The sequence below is a fragment of the Micromonospora sp. NPDC051141 genome, from assembly GCF_044455765.1.
Classification (GTDB): domain Bacteria; phylum Actinomycetota; class Actinomycetes; order Mycobacteriales; family Micromonosporaceae; genus Micromonospora.
Genome location: NZ_JBITFD010000002.1, coordinates 97760 through 115669 on the forward strand (window position 1 = coordinate 97760; position 17910 = coordinate 115669).

Sequence of the window (17910 nt, forward strand, 5' to 3'; positions counted from 1 at the left end):
GTCGTCATCCGTTTCGGCAAGCCGGTCGTGTCGTCGATCACCGCCAGCACCGGGGCCGGGTGATGACGAGCCTCCGCCGCCGACTGTCCGGCCGGCTCCGGCGCGCCCGTCGCCACCCGGCCACGGAGCCGCCGTACGCCTTCACCGTGCGGCGCGGGCTGCGCGTGCCGATGGACGACGGCGTCGAGCTGCGCGCCGACCTCTACCTGCCGCTCGGCCCGGTCGAACCGCCGTTGCCCACCGTCGTCGTCCGCTCGCCGTACGGCCGGCACGGCTCTCTCACCCACGCGCCGGCGCTGGCGGGCGAGGGGTTCACGGTTCTGGTGCAGAGCTGCCGCGGCACGGGCGGCTCCGGTGGCAGCTTCCGGCCGCAGCTCGACGAGCAGCGCGACGGCATAGCCACCCACCGGTGGGTACGTCGCCAGCCCTGGTTCACCGGCACGGTCGCGACGTACGGGGAGAGCTACCTCGGCTACGTCCAGTGGGCCGTGGCGGGACTGATGTGCCGCGACGATCCCGGGCACGCGCCGGACGCCCTGTGCCTGAACGTCACGATGGCCGACTTCGGCGCGGTCACCTGGAACAACGGCGCCTTCTCGCTGGGCGGTTCGCTCGGCTGGTCGCGCCGGATGGCGCTGCGGGGCGTACGGGGCGCCCTGGTCCGGGCGCGGCTCGCGCGGTGGCCGGACCGGAAGCTGGCCGAAGCCTTCGACGTCCTGCCCCTGTCCCGCGGCGACACCGTGGTGGCGGGCCACCCGATCGGCTGGTACCAGGACTGGCTGGCCCACGAGAGTCTCACCGACGACTACTGGACCCGGCAGTCGCACACCGCGTCGGTGCCCGACGTGACCGCGCCCGTGTACATGGCCACCGGCTGGTACGACATTTTCCTTCCCTGGCAGTTGCGCAACTACGCCCAACTCGCCGCCGCCGGTCGTCCACCCCGGCTCACCATCGGTCCGTGGGGCCACCGCGGCGACCGGAGTCCGTTCCTCGCCGAGTCGGTCGCGTTCCTCAAGGAACACTTCGCCGGCGCGCCCGCGGCCCGGCCGGCGCCCGTGCGCGCCTTCCTCACCGGCGCGGATCAGTGGCGTGACCTGCCGGCGTGGCCGCCGCCGGGCACCGTCGTGCAGCGGTGGCACCTGCACCCGTCCGGGCTGCTCGACGCGGCGGTCCCCGACGGGGGCAGCACCTGCTACACCTACGATCCCGACCGGCCCACACCCGCGCTCGGTGGTCCCGGCCCGGCCCCCGGCCCGGTCGACACCAGCGCCCACGAACGCCGGGCGGACGTGGTCGTCTTCCGCGGTCCGCCGCTGGCGCACGCTGTCGTCCTCGCCGGGGAGCCGGTCGCCCACGTCCGGTTCCGCTCGACGGCGGCCAGCGCGGACGTGTTCGTCCGGATCTGCGACGTGCACCCCGACGGTCGCTCGATGAGCGTGTGCGACGGCATCCGCCGCCTCGGCGGCGTCGGCACCTCGGCCACCGACCCGCGGCCCGACGAGGACGGTTTCGTCGAGCTGGCGGTGCCGCTGTGGCCGGCGTTCCACCGCTTCGCCGCCGGCCACCGCGTCGCCGTGCAGGTCAGCTCCGGAGCGCATCCGCGCTACGCCCGCAATCCCGGCAGCGGCGAGCCCGCCGCCACCGCGACCACCACGGTACGGGCGCGGCAGGAGATCTCGCACGACGGCGCCCACCCGTCCCGGCTCGACCTGCCGGTCTGGACGTGACCGGGCCGGCGGCCACGTGAACCACTCGTCAGGAGGCTCCCCGGATGACATCCGTATTCCATGTGGCAACCACCGGTTCGGATCACGCCGACGGCTGCGCCGAGCGGCCGTTCCGGATGATCAACCGGGCGGCCGGCGTCGCGCAGCCCGGTGACACCGTGGTGGTGCACGCGGGGGAGTACCGCGAGTGGGTGAAACCACGCCGGGGCGGTCTCAGCGACTCCCGCCGCATCACCTACCAGGCCGCGCCCGGCGAACACGTGGTGATCAAGGGATCGGAGCGCGTCACGGGCTGGGAACCGCGCGGCGGCACGGTCTGGCGGGCGGTCGTCGACAACGCGCTGTTCGGCGCGTTCAACCCGTTCGCCGAGGAGGTGGCCGGCGACTGGATCGTGTACGGCACGGGTGCGCCACGCCGGCACCTCGGCGACGTCTACCTGAACGGCGTGAGCTTCTTCGAGGTGGCCAGCCGGGCGGAGGTCGACGCTCCACCCCGGCGTACCGAGGTCGTCGACGACTGGACCCGGATGACCCGTCCGGTCGACGACCCCGACCAGACCCGGCTCGTCTGGTACGCCGAGGTCGGCGAGCGGACGACGATCTGGGCCAACTTCCAGGGCGCCGACCCGAACACGGAACTGGTCGAGATCAACGTACGCCGCAGCGTCTTCTACCCGGAACAGCCGCACCTGGACTACCTCACGGTCCGTGGCTTCGAGCTGGCGCACGCGGCCAGCCCGTGGGCGCCGCCGACCGCCGACCAGCCGGGCCTGATCGGGCCCCACTGGGCGAAGGGATGGGTCATCGAGGACAACGTGATCCATGACGCCAAGTGCGCGGCGATCTCGATCGGGAAGGAGGGGTCGACCGGGCAGAACCACTCCGCTCTGCGCGGCGACAAGCCGGGCTACCAGTACCAGTTGGAGTCGGTCTTCGCGGCCCGCCAGATCGGGTGGGACCGCGAGCACATCGGCTCGCACGTGATCCGCCGCAACACGATCTACGACTGCGGCCAGAACGCGATAGTCGGTCACCTCGGATGCGCGTTCTCCACGATCGAGGACAACCACATCCACCGCATCGGCGTGAAGCGCGAGTTCTACGGGTACGAGGTCGCCGGCATCAAGCTGCACGCCGCCATCGACGTGGTGATCCGGCACAACCGGATCCACGACTGCTCGCTCGGCACCTGGCTGGACTGGCAGGCACAGGGCACCCGGCTGTCCCGCAACGTCTACAACGACAACTGCCGGGACCTCTTCGTCGAGGTGAGCCACGGTCCCTACCTGGTCGAGCACAACATCTTCGGCTCGCCCGCCTCGCTGGAGCTGTTCAGCCAGGGAGGCGCCTTCGTCCACAACCTGATCTGTGGCACCGTGCGGCTGGAGCCGGTGCTGGACCGCGCCACGCCCTACCACCGGCCGCACAGCACCCAGGTCGCCGGGTACGCGGTGATCTACGGCGGCGACGACAGGTACGTCGGGAACCTCTTCCTGGGCGGTGACCCGGGCGCGGCCTACGGGGCGGGCGCGGAGGGCGACGGGCCACCGCTGGCCGGCACCGCCGGATACGACGGCCATCCCGCGTCGTTCGCGGAGTACCTGGCCCGCCTCGCCGACCAGCCGCCCAGCGACCAGCAGAAGTACCTCGACGTGAAACAACCGGTGTACGCCCGCGGGAACGCCTACACCGCCGGCGCCCGGCCGTTCGAGGGTGAGCGCGAGCCGTGGGTGCTGGGCGCGGCGACCGCGACAGTTGTCGACGAGGACGGCGCGGTCTGGCTCGTCACGGATCTCCCCGAGGCGTTCGACGAGGCCCGGGTCGGTGTGGTCACCGGCCGGGACCTGGAGCGGGTCCGATGCGCCGACGCGGAGTTCGAGGAGGTCGACGGCAGCCCCGCCGTCATGGACACCGACCTGTCGGGCGCACCCCGGCAACCTGGACGGGACGGCGCCGTCGGCCCGCTCGCGCGACTTCGGTCCGGGCCGCGCCGAACGCGCGTCTACTGACCGTGGCGGCCCCCCCGGGTCGCGCGGCGACGGTCCGCGCCCGGTCCGCTGGGCCTGCTCGTGGAGCTGGGTGCGCCGGCTGACGGCCTACCCGAGCAGTGCCACCGCCGCGGCCAGGGTGGCCAGCGACAGCGTCGTGGTCACCACCACCGCCCGGTTGGCGACCGTCTCGCCGACGCCGTACTCCTGGGCGATGATGAACGTGTTCTGCGCGGTCGGCAGGCCCGCGCACACCACCACGGCGAGCAACTGCGGCGGGGACAGGTGCAGGGCCAGCCCGGCCGCGTACGCGACGACCGGCTGTGCGACGAGCTTCAGCGCGGTGATGGTGGCCAGTGCGGCCGGCGCGGCCCCCGACGGCGACGCGCGGTGCAGTGACGCGCCGAGCGCGACCAGGGCGGTCGGAACCGCGGCGCCCGCCAGCAGGGTGAGCGACGCGTCGGCCACCGACGGCAGGCGCAGGCCGGCAGCCGAGCACGCGACCCCCAGCAGCGACGCCAGGATCACCGGGTTGCGTACCGGTAGGGAGGCGATCCGGCGGATCCGTACCCGCCCGGCCGGGTTGCGGTGTCGGTCCAGGACGACCAGGACCATCGGCGTCACCACCAACACCTGCCACAGCACCACCTCCGCCAGGAACGACACGGTGCCGAGAACCTGCGTGGCGATCGGGATGCCGAGGTTCGCCGAGTTCACGTACCCGGAGGCCATGCCCCAGACCGGCCGCTCGCCGCGCCCGCGACCGAACAGCCGGCTCGCGCCGAGCCACCCGGCCCCGACGACCGCGGCCGTGCTCACCCCGAAGGCGAGCAGCGAGCGACCGGCGAAGCCGGACAGCGGCATTCGGGACAGCGTCAGGAACAGGGCGGACGGCATCGCGAGGTGGAACACGAACCGGCCGAGCACCGATGCCGCCGCCGCACCCAGCAGGCCCTGACGACAGGCCGCGTAGCCGACCGCGGTGAGGATCCAGATCGGTACGAACGCCGAGATCAAGGTCATGCCGGGGTCCTGTCCGCTTGCGGGCCTCGTCCAGCCTGACCGACTCCACCGGGGCGACCCGGTCCCGGTGCGGCGACGGGAACACCGTGCGAGTCGGGCACGGCTGCCGGTTCGCCGTCGCGGGTGTGCGGTCGGAGCCGGTGATCTGGACGCACGCGCCCGGCGTCGCCGCGTGCCGCCGGGCGACGGTGGTGGCGCGGCGACCAGTCCGGCCGGTAGCCGGGGAGGCCGAATCAAATCACATGACGGCACGGTGGTCCGCTCCGGATAATCCTCGACGGGTCGTGACGCGCCCGCCTCGTCGGACCGCGGGCCCGTGGATCGGCTCGCGGTCGGAGCGGAAGGGAACTCGACGATGACCGACCAGATGACGGCGTCCGGGCGCCGGCCGGAGGTCCGCGTGGCGGCCGGGTCGCTTCGGGGCTGTCAGGAGGCGGGGGTGGCGGTCTTCCGCGGCATCCCGTTCGCCGAGCCGCCGGTCGGCGCGCTGCGCTTCGCGGCCCCGCGGCCGGCGCCGGGCTGGACCGGGGTACGGGACGCGACCTCGTACGGCCCGCCACCCCCACAGGGCGGGCACTTCGGCATGGACGCCCGGACGGCGGCGGCGGGCGACGACTGGCTGACGGTGAACGTCTGGTCGCCCGAGCCGGACCCCGACGCGCGGCTGCCGGTGTTGGTCTGGATCCAGGGCGGCGCCTACACGATCGGCATGTCCGGTCTTCCCGAGTACGACGGTGGCCGGCTCGCGCGGGACGACGGCGTCGTCGTGGTGACGTTCAACTACCGCGTCGGCGTCGAGGGCTTCGCGCAGATCGAGGGCGCTCCCGCCAATCGCGGGCTGCTCGACCAGATCGCCGCGCTCGAATGGGTACGCGACAACATCCGGGCCTTCGGCGGCGAACCCGACCGGGTGACGGTCTTCGGCCAGTCGGCCGGTGGCGGGTCGATCGCCGCGCTCCTGGCAACGGAGCGCGCGGCGGGGCTTTTCCGCCGGGCCGTCGTGCAGAGTGCGCCCGGCACGTTCTTCTCGCCGGAACTCGCCGCCGACATCGGTGCCGCCTGCGCGGCTGAGCTGGGACTGCGCCCGACGGTGGGGGAGCTGTCCGGAGTTCCTCCGCGCCGGCTGACCCTCGCCGCCGACGCGCTCGTCGCCGGGATGGCGCAGTGGGCGCCCCGGTGGGGCCTGCCGGCGTACCGATCCATCCCCTTCGCGCCCGTCGTCGACGGCGAGGTCCTGCCCGCCGCGCCCTGGGAGGCGCTGGCCCGGGGCGCCGGACGCGCGGTCGACCTCCTGGTCGGGCACACCCGTGACGAGCACCGCCTGTTCACCGCCATCGACGGTCTGCTCGGCGCGGTGACCGAGGAGCAGGCGGCCGAGGCGCTCGACGTGTTCGCGCCGGGCCGCGACGGCGCTCGCCGCTACCGGGCGGACTTTCCCACCGCGGGGCCAGGCGAGCTGTACGAGATGGTCCACGGCGACTGGCTGTTCCGGATGCCGTCGCTGCACCTGGCCGAGGCCCAGCGCGTCGGTGGCGGTCGCGTCCACGTCTACGAGCTGACCTGGCGGGCCACCGGCATGGGTGGCGTGCTCGGCGCCTGCCATGGCCTCGACGTGCCGCTCGTGTTCGGCAACCTGGACCGGGGGCAGGTCGCCATGCTGATCGCCGACCCGGAGGCGGAGGAGGTGCGGGCCCTGTCCGCTCGGATGCGTGCCGCCTGGTCGTCGTTCGCCGCGCACGGCGACCCGGGCTGGCCCGCGTACGAGAGGGAGCACCGGCTGATCCAGTGCTTCGACGCGTCGTCCACCGTCACTGCCTATCCGGAGGAGTCCTCCCGCCTGATCTGGGAGCACCACACCTTCTCCGCGCTGCCGTTGATCGGCCGGTGACGGTTCGTCGGAACGGGAGGCGCCGGCGGCCGGGCGCACGCCCCTACGCGCGGCCGACCGGCCTCCATCGTCTCCTCGACCCCTCCTCCGCTCAGGTGGGGCGACGATCAGGCTCCCTGGGCAGTACACCCGGCCCGGCCGCGCGGCGGGTGCCCGCGCGACGCGGGCACCCGCCGTGGGCCAGTGGCGCCGGATTCCCGGCTCGCCTCAGCTCGTGGGGCCGGACGCCGCCCCGCCGAGGGTCACCTTGAGGATCTTCTCGTTGCTGTTGTTCGGGGTGCTGTCCTTGTCCCCGCCGGTGCTCGTGGTCAGCCACAGGTTGCCGTCGATGGTCGGTTCGACGGTGCGCAGCCGGAAGTACGTCCCGACGAAGTACTGCTGGACGTTGGTGAGCGTGTTGCCGCTGATCTCGGCACGGTACATCCGGTTGCCACGCAGGCAGGCGATGTAGAGCACGTCCCGGACGATGGCGATGCCGCTGCACGAGGCCTCGGCCACCGGGTACGTCCGGACCGGGGCCCTGAAGTTCGGGTTGGCGCAGTCGCCGGAGGTGCCCTCGCAGGCGGGCCAGCCGTAGTTGCCGCCCCTGACGATGATGTTGGTCTCGTCCATGACGTTGTTGCCGAACTCCTGCTCGAAGAGCCGGCCCTGGGAGTCGAAGGCGAGTCCCTGCGGGTTGCGGTGGCCGTAGCTCCACACGTAGTTGCCGAAGGGGTTGTCCGCCGGCACGGTGCCGTCGGGGTTGAGCCGCAGCACCTTGCCGCCGAGGTTGTTGGTGTCCTGGGCCACGTCCGGGTTCTGTCCGTCGCCGGCGGCGGCGTAGAGCTTGCCGTCGGGGCCGAAGCGCAGCCGGCCGCCGTTGTGGTACTTGTTGCGCGGGATTCCGGTGACGAGCACCTGCTCGGTGGTGGTTTGCAGCGTGCCGTCGTAGCGGATGCGCACGATCCGGTTGTCGGTCGTGGTGGTGTGGTAGATGTACAGCCAGCGGTCGGTGGTGAAGGTGGCCGAGACGGCCAGCCCGAGCACGCCGCCCTCACCGTTGGTGCCGGCCACGTTCGGCACGGTGCCGATGCTGTGCTTGTCGGTGCCGTCCGGTTTCATGGCGACGATGTCGAACAGGTCGCGCCGGCCGTAGAGGACCGTGCCGTCGGGCAGTTGCACCAAGCCCCAGGGCAGGTCCCGCTCGGTGGTGACCGCCGTGGCGCCGCAGATCGGGCTCGTGCAGCCCGACCCGGTGTGCGCGGTGACCGCGGCGCTCGCCCCCGAGACATTGCCCTGGGCGTCCCGGGCGGTCACCGTGTACCGGTGGTCGGTGTCGGGCGTCAGCCCGGTGTCGGTGAACGTGGTCGCCGGCGGGTTGCCGGCGGTGCCGGTGGTGGAGCCGACCGCCGTACCGTTGCGCAGGATGGTGTAGCCGGTGACCGCGACGTTGTCGGTGGAGGCCGACCAGGTGAGGGTCACGTCCGTGCCGTTGACGGTCGCGGCCAGGTTGGTCGGCGTGCTGGGCGGAGAGGTGTCCTGCTGGCAGAACGGCGGCGTGACGGAGAGCGTGGAGCTGGCCTGCGAGACGTTGCCGGCGGCGTCGCGGGCGTTGACGTACCAGCCCCAGGTGACACCCTGCACGACACCGAGCGTGGCGGTCAGCGTCCGTCCCGAGACCGAGGTGACGAGCTGGCCGTCGTGGTAGATGTCGTAGAAGGCGACGCCGACGTTGTCCCAGGAGGCGTACCAGGAGAGCGTGACGGACTGGCAGGTCAGCCGGGTGCTGCGCAGGCCGGTCGGCCGGCTGGGCGGGCTGGTGTCGGCGGCGAGCCCGGCCGCTGGCCGGCTCCCGGTGGCCGGGGCGGCCGGCGCGGCGTTGGCGGGTACGCCGGTCAGGATGGTGCCGGCGCAGATCAGCAGGGCGAGCGGGACGCGGTGTCGGAGCTTCCGAGAACTCATCCGCACGGGTGCTCCTCCTTTCCGGGTTCTTGGTCAGTACGGGTAGCCGGGGACGTTGAGTCGCACGCTGTACAGGCCGGAGTCGTTCGTTCGGCCGGAGGTGACGTAGAGGGTCTGCCGGTCGGTTCCGCCGAACGCCACGTTGGTGGTTCCGGCGCCGCCGGCGCGGATCGTGCCGAGCTGCGCGCCGGCGGGCGAGTAGACGTGGACCAGTCCGTCCGAGCCGGAGGCCCAGTACACGTTGCCGGCGCAGTCGACGGTGACCCCGTCGGGACCGCCGAGGTAGTTCACGAAGACGCTGCGGGCGCCGGTGCTGCCGTCGGGCTGGACGACGTACTTGTAGATCTTGTTCTCCGAGTAGGCGCCCACGTAGAGCGTGCTGCCGTCCGGGGAGAGCGCGATGCCGTTGGGTTGCCGCAGGCGGTCGTCCACGAGTGACACCTGGCCACCGGAGACGCGGAAGACGCTGGTGCGTCCGCTCATCTGGTCAGGTCGGTTGCCGCGCTGGAAGTTGGGGTCGGTGAAGTAGACGACGCCGTCGGAACGGACCGTGACGTCGTTGGGCGAGTTGAACGCCCGGCCCTGGTAGTCCGCGGCGACGGTGCTGCGGGCCCGGTCGCTCAGCCGGTATGCGGAGACGTTCCGCTGGTCGTGGGTGGCGGCGATGATCTGCTGGGCGTCAGGGCTGAGCGCCAGGCCGTTGCTGCCGGCGTTGGCGATGAAGGTGTCGAAGGTCGCCGGCGGGGTGAACCGGCGGATCGTGGCGGGCTGCACGTTGTTCGGCCCGGTGCCCGCGGCCATGTCGGACATCAGCAGGTAGCCGCCGTCGGAGATCCAGACCGGTCCTTCCAGGAACGAGAACCCGCTCTGGATCTTGGTGGCGGACACGGAGCTGGCCGGCAGGGGTGGGCCGTACCCGGTGCCGCTCGGGCAGACCCCGGGGGGCGCGCCGGGCGGACCGGCGAGCAGGTCGGTGTGAGCGTTCACATGAGCGGCACGCCGAGGTGCCGGGGGTGCGGCTCCGACGGGGCCTGGTGCGGTGGTGAGGGCGAGGCCCAGGCCGGTGAGTGCGGCGATGGTTGGGCGCCAGATCATCGGGTACTCCCATCGGGGTTGGTGAATGCGAGGCCCGTGGTTGCCGGTGAGCTGGCCCCGGCCGCCGACGCTTGTTATCGATAAACATCGATGTTTACGTGACGCAGCTTAGGCGAGAACGCAGCGCGCCGCATCACTTCCCCACGATCACCTTCGGCGCCTGCCCCGAAGGCGCCCGGTGGGCCGGCCGCATCGGGCCCTCCGCGACCCCCGGGCAGGCATCGCCAGGTGCTCCCACGGCGAGGTGGGATCAATCGCGCCACTGCGGCGGTGTCCGTCGGGGGTGCGGTCCGTGACACGAGGGCCGGCTCCGTCTGTTCCGGCAGCGTCCGACCGTGGGTCGGGGCCCGCTTGACGTACGGGGCCGGGTCGGCTCACTCGACCTGCCGGCAACCTTCCGCCGGCGCCGGCCGGCCGCGCCCTCGGGTGCGCGATTCAGCAGGAGGCAGTGGCGGGATCCGACGGTTGCCGAAGCTCGCAGGCTCGGAGCGTCACCGAGGCCACGTGGCTTTCCGACGCTCAATCGCCGGTAGCCGAAAAGTCATGTTCGGCGCGGTACGACTCCGTCCTGCCAGCGGTAGAGGTCGCGTAGCAGGCAAATCTCGGCGCCGTGATGGATCAGCTCCCTGTTGACGTGCAGGATTCTGTTCTCCATAGGAAACCGCTCGGGCCCCACGGTGGGTGGATTGTCCAGGTCGGCGTCCGAGAGGCCGTGAACCCCCTTGCGCCATCTCCCGTACATCTCATCGAGCTGTTTCAGTGCCTCATCAGCGGTCCCCGCGTAGGCGAATGTCTCGGAGTCGACGTCCTGGCCGCCGAAGTACCAACCGACCCGATAGCCCAGGCACGAGACGATGATGTGGGCCAGCCGCCAGGCAATCGTGGTCACCGGCGCCGGCGCCGGGGCGGGGAAGACGTGGTCCATCGTCCATTCCCCCGAACCTTCCGACATCGGTGCGCCCGACGTGCCCCGTGGGCGGATGCTCCAGCAGCCGCGCACCGGCTCCCAGAAGTACTCCTCGTCGGTAAGGCCCTCCAGCCGTGGCCGCAGGTTCTTGTGCCAGTACCAGTCCAACTGCGCCGAAAGTCGCTCGCCTCTCGTCATTTCCACACCCTACGAACAGCGAGACTCCGAGCCCGATGGAGGGGCGAGATGGGTCAACGGCGGCGCGGGCGGTAGCCGTGTGACGCCAGACCTCCGAGCGGCGACCCGAGACCCGCAGGCCCAGCCCTCGCGGCTACCCCTCCAGCGGTGATGAGCGCCTTCATGACGGCACCCGCCGGGCGCGTGACGACGCACCCGGCGGGCAGTTCCGGCAGAGATCAGGAAGAGATGTTGCGAACCGTGTTGTAGAGGCCCGCCACCTGGTTGCCGTAGTACGGCGAGAACATGTACTGCGGGAGGTTGTTGTACTTGAAGTCGTTGTGTCCGTTGATGAGGCCCCAGTTGCCGTCGAACGCCATGAGCCAGGGACCACCCGAGGAACCACCGGTCATGTAGTTCGTCATGTAGATGGTGCCGCCGCCACCGTCGTAGGTCGGGCCGTTCTCGGCCCAGAGGGTCTGCCCGTTGAACGGGGATGCCTGCGGATATCCGAAGGCGTAGTCGTACTGGCCGACCGCCTGGTTCCAGGCGATGCCCTGGCCGCCGAGGTAGTCGGTGATCCGCCAGCCGTTGACCCGTCCGATGACCGCCGAGCCGACGTCGTTGGCGAAGTCGGCGTTGTTGTTGTACCAGGCGCTGGTGGTCCAGAGCCCCGTGGCGTACCAGTAGCCGTACGGCGCCGAGCCGTTGACGTAGTTCGGGACGAAGGCCCAGTTCGTGGCCCACTGGAGGTTGCCGGTCATGCAGTGTCCGGCGCTCCACACCGAGGACTTGCCCTCGGTGTTCACGACCGCGGCCGAGCAGACGTAGTTGAGGCCGCTGAGCGTGAAGAAGACCTTGCCGGTGGTCCGGGCGGTCGGGTGTCCGACCGGGTAGGCCGGGTCGTAGGCGTTGGTGCCCATCTCGGGCAGGTCAGCTCGGGGCTTGGCCACGGGCGGAGCCGGCGCCACGCTGCCCGCCGCGCCCTGCGGACGGCTCGTCGCGCCGGTGACCTGGCCGCGGCGGGCGTTCTTCACCGCCGGGATCTCGCTTTCGGGCAGCGCCGCGCGCATCCGATCCGGGGTCCAGTAGGCGGCCAGCGCGGCGGCGCGGGCGTCGACGCCGGTGCCGTGGGCGGTGCGGGCGACCTCGGGGCTCAGTTGCGCGACGACGCCGACGACGCCCGTGTGGGACGTGTCGGGCTTCGCCTGGGCGGCGCCCGCGGTGGTGAGCGTCACCGCGGACAACGCGGTGACCAGCGCGAGGCTGCTCAGCAGTCTCCGGGACATTCTCCCTGCCTCTCCGGGTGGGGTGTGGGGGAGACAGAAAGATACGACGGAAAAGCGGAAAGGTAGTCATCGAAATGCGCCGGGTGTCATCTGAAGAAAGATGTGGCCAAGCGAGCAAACATTGACCTGCTTGACTGAGAGGGATAAAGCGGTGCCACTCCCGACATTACGCCAGGCAGGGCAGTGGGAATTAATATTAATGTCATCAATTTTTATTAGAGTTGGCCACGGTTGGCGCATCCGTTGATCCCACCACCACCTCGGCTTGTGCGTGGCCGTGGCGACCGTGGGCAGTTATCGCATTGATGCAGGTCACCTGAAAATGGATCGAGGTAGGAGCCTCGGGTGCCTGGCCTGAACCGGCGCGGTGACCGGGCGACCACGCGAACCCGGCCACCGCGCTCCCGGTCAGATCCGGGCCAGGATGGACCTCATCGTGTCGATCTCGGCCCGCTGGGTGGTGCTGATCCGCTCGGCGAGGGCCTTCGCGTCACTGTCGGCGCCCTGGGCGGCCTCGGTCCGGGCCATCGTGATCGCGCCCTCGTGGTGGGCGATCATCATGGTGAGGAACCGCCTGTCGAAGTCCCGCCCCGAGGCCGCCGCCAGCCGGGCCATGTCGACGTCGGACATCATCCCCGGCATGCCGTGAGCCATCCCCGGCATCCCGGAGTTGGTCGGGCTGGCACTGTCACCGTGGCCCATGCCCGGCATGCCGGTGTTGCCGTGATCCACCCCGGGCATGCCCCTGCCCGGTGTGGCGTTGTCGCTTCCGGACGGCACGGGCGCGCCCCAGGCGCGCAGCCAGCCGCTCATCGTGGCGATCTCCGGCGCCTGGGCGTCCCTGATCTGGGCGGCGAGCTGCGTGACCTGCGGGTCGGCGGCCCGGGTGGCGGCCAGGTCGGCCATGGCCACGGCTTGCTGGTGGTGCGGGATCATCATCTGCGCGAACATCACGTCCGCCGCGTTGTGCGCCGAGGCGGACGCGGTGTCGGACGCGGCGGCGGTGGGCGAGCGGTGGCCGCCGCCGGCCGTACGGTGGTCGTCGCTGCCGCAGCCGGTCAGGACGGCGGTGGCGGTGGTGAGGCTGACGCCGGCCACGAGGGCACGGCGCAGGATGGTACGGGTCATGACGAGGTGAGCCTTTCGGAGTCGGTGAACGTGCGCGGAAGCGATCGCGCGGACACTCCGTGGGGTGTCGCGGCGGAATCGCTCCTATACGCGCAGCACCGACACCGCGGCGACGCGTTGTCCCAGCCGGGGAGCCGCGGGCGGTCCCCGGGAGGCGGCCGGCGACGACCAGCGCAGACGGCCGGGCGCGGCAACCGTCCGCGTCACCACCAGCGCCGCGGCGAGCGCCAGCGCCGTCCCGAACGCGCCGATCACCGCGAGGCACACGGCCCAGCCCGGCAGGTGTCCCGGCGTACCGTCCGGCGCGGCGGCCAGCCGGGGGCACCCGTCGCCGGCGCACCCGCTCGGGACGGCGACGCTCATCGCGGCGGCGCCGCTCGTCAGGTCCGCGGCCGGTGCCGTCGCCGGATGCGCGCTCGGGCGCATGCCGTGCCCGGCGTGCCCGCCGGGCATCGCCGCCTGGTGACCCAGGCTGTGCATCGCCGCGAGCCCGATCAGGGTGGCGGCCAGCAGCAGGAAGCGGACAACCCATCCGCCCCGCGCCGCCGACACACCGGTCACGGCCCTCACGCTACCGTCACCCGGCCCCGCGTGCCGGCGTCGAGGCGCTCGTCCACCGGGCGAGTCGTTCGCGGGTCCTGGCGATGTCGGGATGGTTCCTCTCGAGCACCGCGAGCCGGTCGGTGAGCACCCTCTTCAGCAACGCCACCGCGAGCTGCGGGTTCCCCTGCTCGCCGTACAGTTCGGCGAGTGCCGCCTCAGTGGTGAGGGTGTCCGGGTGGTGCGTGCCGAGGGCTTCCCGGCAGTCCTCGACGAGTTGCTGCGTGTCGCGCAGTGCCCGGGCGGAGTCGCCGGCGGCGGCCCGCCATCGGGCCAGTCGGTACCGGGTCGCGAGCGTGTCGCGATGCTGGGCGCCGAGGACGCGACGACGGTCGTCGAGCAGCGATTCGAATGCCGCCGCGGCGGCTGCCGGGTCACCCGCTTCCCCGAGCCAGTGGGCGAGGTGGTGTCGGGTGTCCAGCGTGTCCGTGTGGTCGTCGCCGAGAATGCGGACGCGATCCATGAGGACCGACCGGAGTGCCGCGACGGCGCCGCGCGGATCGCCGGCGTAGCCGAGCCATCCGGCCAGGCTGTTGCGGTTGTTGAGGGTGTCCGGGTCGTCCGGGCCCAGAATCCGGATCCGATCGGCCAGCAGGTCGCTGAGTTCCGCGACCGCTCGCTGCGGCGCGCCCGCGCGCCCGTGCCAGCCGGCTGCGTGGTGGCGCGCGTTGAGTGTCTGTCGGTGGCGTGGCCCCAGTGCCCGTCGGCAGTCCGCGACGAGCCGCTGGGCCGCGGCGGCGGCGTTGCTCGGTGCCCCGGCTTCGCCGCGCCAGAACGCAAGGTCGCCCCGGGCGGCCAGCGTGTCCGGGTGGTCTTCGCCGAGCAGTCGCGACGCCGTCTCGTTCAGCCATTGGGCGAGTCGTACGGCTGCCGCCACGTGGCCGGCCCGACCGAGGCTGGTGGTCGCCCGGAACAGCAGTGGGTGCACGCCGTCGCGGACGAGTTGGTCGTCGGCGTGCCGGTGGAGTGCGAGCGCGTTGGAGTGCAGGACCTCTTCCGGTATGTCGTTGCCGCCGGTGTCGAGCCAGATGGCGTTGAGCGCGTCTGCTGCCGCGCGGAGTGCGTGCCGCCGCCAGGAACTGCCGAGGCCGTCACGGGTGGCCCGCTGAACCAGGGCGTGCACCCTGACCACAGCCGCCGAGTCGTCGACGGTCACCAGGTTCAATCGGTGCAGGCTGCCCAGCGCGTCGGAGGCGTCGCCGGTTCGGAGGTCGGCGGTCGGCCGTCGTCGGGCGAGGTAGGCGCGGACGGCGGCGTGCTCGAAGAGCACGACGGGGATGCCGTTGGGATCCAGCCAGGCGGCCATGTCCAGCAGGGGACGCGCCAGGCCCTTCGGGCGCAGACGGTCGGCGAGCCGGACCGACAGTGACCAGGTCGCGCTGACGGCGGCGTGATAGTCGTCCGGCAGGGCGTCGGGCTCGGGCAGGAGGTCGGCGAGTTTCGCGAGCCTGGCGGTGAGACGCCGGCGGTACTCCTGGCAGGTCAGTCCGCGATCCTGGATGTAGGCGGCGGCCTGACCCATCGCCACCGGCAGGTGTCCGAGGTCGTTGGCCAGTTGGGCCGCTCCGGGCATGCGCTGCGGAGCGGTGGCGAACTTCTTGGTGAGGTACGCCATCGATTCGGCCGGGGTGAAGGGTTGCACGGTGATGAACCGGCGGCCCTCGTGGGCCAGGGCGGCGTCGCGGCGCCTCGTCGTGACCAGAGTTCGACCATGGGCGGTGTTCGGCGGCCACAGATCGGCGATGTCGCCGGGAGCCGCCAGATCGTCAAGGACGACGAGCCACCGCCGGTCGGTGCTGGCGGCCCAGGCCAGGAATCTGCGGGCCGCCTCGGTGTCGTCCGTCTGGTCGGCGCCGGTCGCGAACTGGGCGGCTTGCGCGTAGGCCGCGACGATGCCGTGGCGGTGGGCGGCATTGGCCCAGACCAGCATGTCCAGGGCGCCGCGGGTCCACAGGTCGAGGGCGTGGGCGACGGCCACCTGTGTCTTGCCCACACCCCCCAGCCCGGTCAGCACGGACGTCGGTTCGGAGCTGGCCGTACCCGGGCTGTCCGCGGCCAGCTCGCTGCTGATCGGCCGGCGCTGCCAACAGTCGGCGGCGTGGGGCACGACACCGATCCGGCACGGCCAGTGCGGGTCCCCGGTCCGGTGGACCCGGGCACGGGTCGGGGCGGGCGGGCGGGGCACCGGTGAGTCCCGCATCCGCTCCGCGTAGGTGCGCGCGGCACGGACGTCGTACGCGGTGCCACCGAGTGCCTCGGCGATGGCGGCTGCCGCGTCGGGACTCGGCCGCTTCCGGCCGCGGAGAACCTCACTGAGGAAGCCGACCGAATATCCGGACCGGGCGGCGACCGCCCGCAGTGAGGGGACAGCCCCGCGACCGGATGTCTCGGCGGGGGCGCGTAGGCGCTGCCAGAGCACCAGAATCTCGGCCTCCCACGCCTCCGACACCCCGCCATTGTCCAGCTCTGTGTAGTCGACAACAACGCTCCGTGTCGGTACTCGCTGCTGGTGCGCCGTTCACCGTTCGCCCATGATCGCTCGCTGTTCCGCCGTCACCGCAGCTCACGTCGCCCGTCACGCCGAGCGTGTTCGCTGTCCGCGCCACTGACGAGCCCCGGTGCCGACGCTTGGCGAAACACCCGTACGAGTTGGAAGGGAAACTCGGATGAGACATCAACTGATCGGCCGCCGGGTGGCGGTGGTCAACCTGGTGGCGTCGCTGATCGCCGTGGCGGGCGCGCTCGCTCCGGCCTCCGCCTCCGCCGCCACCGACGGCGACCTGTGGTGGCCCTCGAACGGAACGGTGACCGGCACGTGCGGCGAGCCCCGGCCGACCCACACCCACAAGGGGACGGACATCGCCCGCAGCCCCTCCACCGAGGTGTACGCCGCCTACGACGGCACCGTCCGGTGGAACGCCGTCGGCGCCGACCCCGCCGGCTACGGCAACTATCTCGACGTCGTCCACGCCAACGGCTGGTCGACCCGCTACGCGCACCTGCGGGAGACGCCCACGGCTCCGCTGGTTCCCAACGGCGCGACGGTGAGCCGCGGGCAGCTCATCGGGCACACCGCGGTCAACGGTGACTCCACCGGGCTGCACGTCCACTTCGAGATCCTCAAGAACGGCGCCTTCCAGTGCTCGGCCAACGCCGGCCGGGGCACGGTGATCACCGCGAAGACCCGGACCTCGATCAACATCGGCGCCACCTCCGGCGCGGAACCGGTCACCAACGGCGCCGGCGTGCACATCACCGGCCCGAGCTCCTACACCGACGTGTCGAGCACCGGCCAGGTCTACGCCTGGAACGGCGGCTACTTCGGCGGCTCGCCGACCGGCTACTCCGGGCGCTTCACCGATGCGAAGGTGACGTCGAACGGGGGAGGCTACTGGCTGCTCACCTCGATCGGGCAGATCTACGCCTACGGCAACGCGCCGTACAAGGGCGGCAGCCCCACGGGATACAGCGGGGAGATCGTGGCCATGGCCGCGACGCCGGACAACCAGGGCTACGTCATGCTGAGCGCGACCGGCCAGGTCTACGCCTACGGCGCGCCGTACCTCGGCGGCAGCCCGGGCGGCTACTCGGGGAGCTTCGTCGACATCGAGATGACCCCGGACGGTGGCGGCTACTGGTTGCTCACGTCGATGGGACAGATCTACGCCTACGGCAACGCCGCCTACCTCGGCGGCTCGCCCGCCGGGTTCAGCCGGGCAATCGTCGCCATGTCCCGGACGACCGACGGCCTCGGCTACGTCCTCGTGAGCAAGGCCGGCCAGATCTACGCGTACGGCAACGCCCAGTACCAGGGCGGCTCACCGGCCGGCGTCACCGGAGAGATCGCCGACGTCAGCTACCGAACCGACGGCCAGCCCGGCTACGTGATGGTCTCCACCACCGGGCAGCACTACGCCTACAACACGCCCTTCCTCGGTAACCCGACCGGAGCGAGCGGCGTCTTCTAGCCCGGACAGCGGAATCGGCCGGTCGCTCCAGGGCGACCGGCCGATTCGGCAACCGCGGAAGGCGGCGTCGCGTCGCCAGGCGCGCGACCGGACCCCCTCCGCCGCGATCCGGCTCGGCCCGGCGACCGCGGTTCTGCCGCGAGCGAATCCGCTTGTCCTGGCGGTGGTGCGCTGGA

The 17910-nt window shown here is 71.9% G+C and carries 12 protein-coding genes; 4 read left to right on the forward strand and 8 right to left on the reverse strand.

Annotated elements, in window-relative coordinates; genetic code table 11:
* Positions 1–62: 62 nt before the first annotated feature.
* Entirely contained in the window at positions 63–1730 is a 1668-nt protein-coding gene (locus tag ACIA6B_RS02965) for a CocE/NonD family hydrolase (RefSeq protein ID WP_396770353.1), read from the forward strand.
* Positions 1731–1774: 44 nt separating this feature from the next.
* Positions 1775–3739 (forward strand): right-handed parallel beta-helix repeat-containing protein, encoded by a 1965-nt coding sequence (locus ACIA6B_RS02970; protein ID WP_396770355.1) that lies wholly within the window; start codon positions 1775–1777, stop codon positions 3737–3739.
* Between the two features lie 87 nt (positions 3740–3826).
* Here the strand turns inward: ACIA6B_RS02970 and ACIA6B_RS02975 are convergent, their stop codons facing one another.
* Positions 3827–4741, reverse strand: a complete 915-nt coding sequence (locus tag ACIA6B_RS02975) for an AEC family transporter (RefSeq protein ID WP_396770357.1) — start codon at positions 4739–4741, stop codon at positions 3827–3829.
* 355 nt (positions 4742–5096) lie between these two features.
* Here ACIA6B_RS02975 and ACIA6B_RS02980 point away from each other — a divergent pair, with 355 nt between their 5' ends.
* Positions 5097–6629 carry a carboxylesterase/lipase family protein gene (locus ACIA6B_RS02980; protein WP_396770359.1) on the forward strand — a complete coding sequence of 511 codons (1533 nt, stop codon included), beginning with the start codon at positions 5097–5099 and terminating at the stop codon, positions 6627–6629.
* A gap of 207 nt (positions 6630–6836) precedes the next feature.
* Here ACIA6B_RS02980 and ACIA6B_RS02985 read toward each other — a convergent pair whose 3' ends face one another.
* The 7 genes from ACIA6B_RS02985 to ACIA6B_RS03015 all read right to left on the reverse strand — a co-directional run bounded on the left by ACIA6B_RS02985 (position 6837) and on the right by ACIA6B_RS03015 (position 16215).
* Positions 6837–8570, reverse strand: coding sequence for a PQQ-dependent sugar dehydrogenase (locus ACIA6B_RS02985; protein ID WP_396770361.1), 1734 nt, complete (start codon positions 8568–8570; stop codon positions 6837–6839).
* Between the two features lie 33 nt (positions 8571–8603).
* On the reverse strand, positions 8604–9557 hold the full coding sequence (locus tag ACIA6B_RS02990; RefSeq protein ID WP_396770363.1) for an SMP-30/gluconolactonase/LRE family protein: 954 nt from the start codon (positions 9555–9557) through the stop codon (positions 8604–8606).
* Positions 9558–10206: 649 nt separating this feature from the next.
* On the reverse strand, positions 10207–10770 hold the full coding sequence (locus tag ACIA6B_RS02995; protein WP_396770365.1) for a DinB family protein: 564 nt from the start codon (positions 10768–10770) through the stop codon (positions 10207–10209).
* Positions 10771–10988: 218 nt separating this feature from the next.
* A complete protein-coding gene (locus ACIA6B_RS03000; protein WP_396770367.1) occupies positions 10989–12038 on the reverse strand; it encodes a trypsin-like serine peptidase in 1050 nt (349 codons plus the stop codon).
* 408 nt (positions 12039–12446) lie between these two features.
* A complete protein-coding gene (locus ACIA6B_RS03005) occupies positions 12447–13166 on the reverse strand; it encodes a DUF305 domain-containing protein (RefSeq protein ID WP_396770369.1) in 720 nt (239 codons plus the stop codon).
* 84 nt (positions 13167–13250) lie between these two features.
* Positions 13251–13727 (reverse strand): hypothetical protein, encoded by a 477-nt coding sequence (locus ACIA6B_RS03010; RefSeq protein ID WP_396770371.1) that lies wholly within the window; start codon positions 13725–13727, stop codon positions 13251–13253.
* Between the two features lie 16 nt (positions 13728–13743).
* A complete protein-coding gene (locus ACIA6B_RS03015) occupies positions 13744–16215 on the reverse strand; it encodes a tetratricopeptide repeat protein (protein WP_396770373.1) in 2472 nt (823 codons plus the stop codon).
* A gap of 217 nt (positions 16216–16432) precedes the next feature.
* Here ACIA6B_RS03015 and ACIA6B_RS03020 point away from each other — a divergent pair, with 217 nt between their 5' ends.
* The gene (locus ACIA6B_RS03020; RefSeq protein ID WP_396770375.1) at positions 16433–17734 is read left to right on the forward strand and encodes a M23 family metallopeptidase; all 1302 of its coding nucleotides are present in this window, start codon (positions 16433–16435) and stop codon (positions 17732–17734) included.
* Positions 17735–17910: the final 176 nt, after the last annotated feature.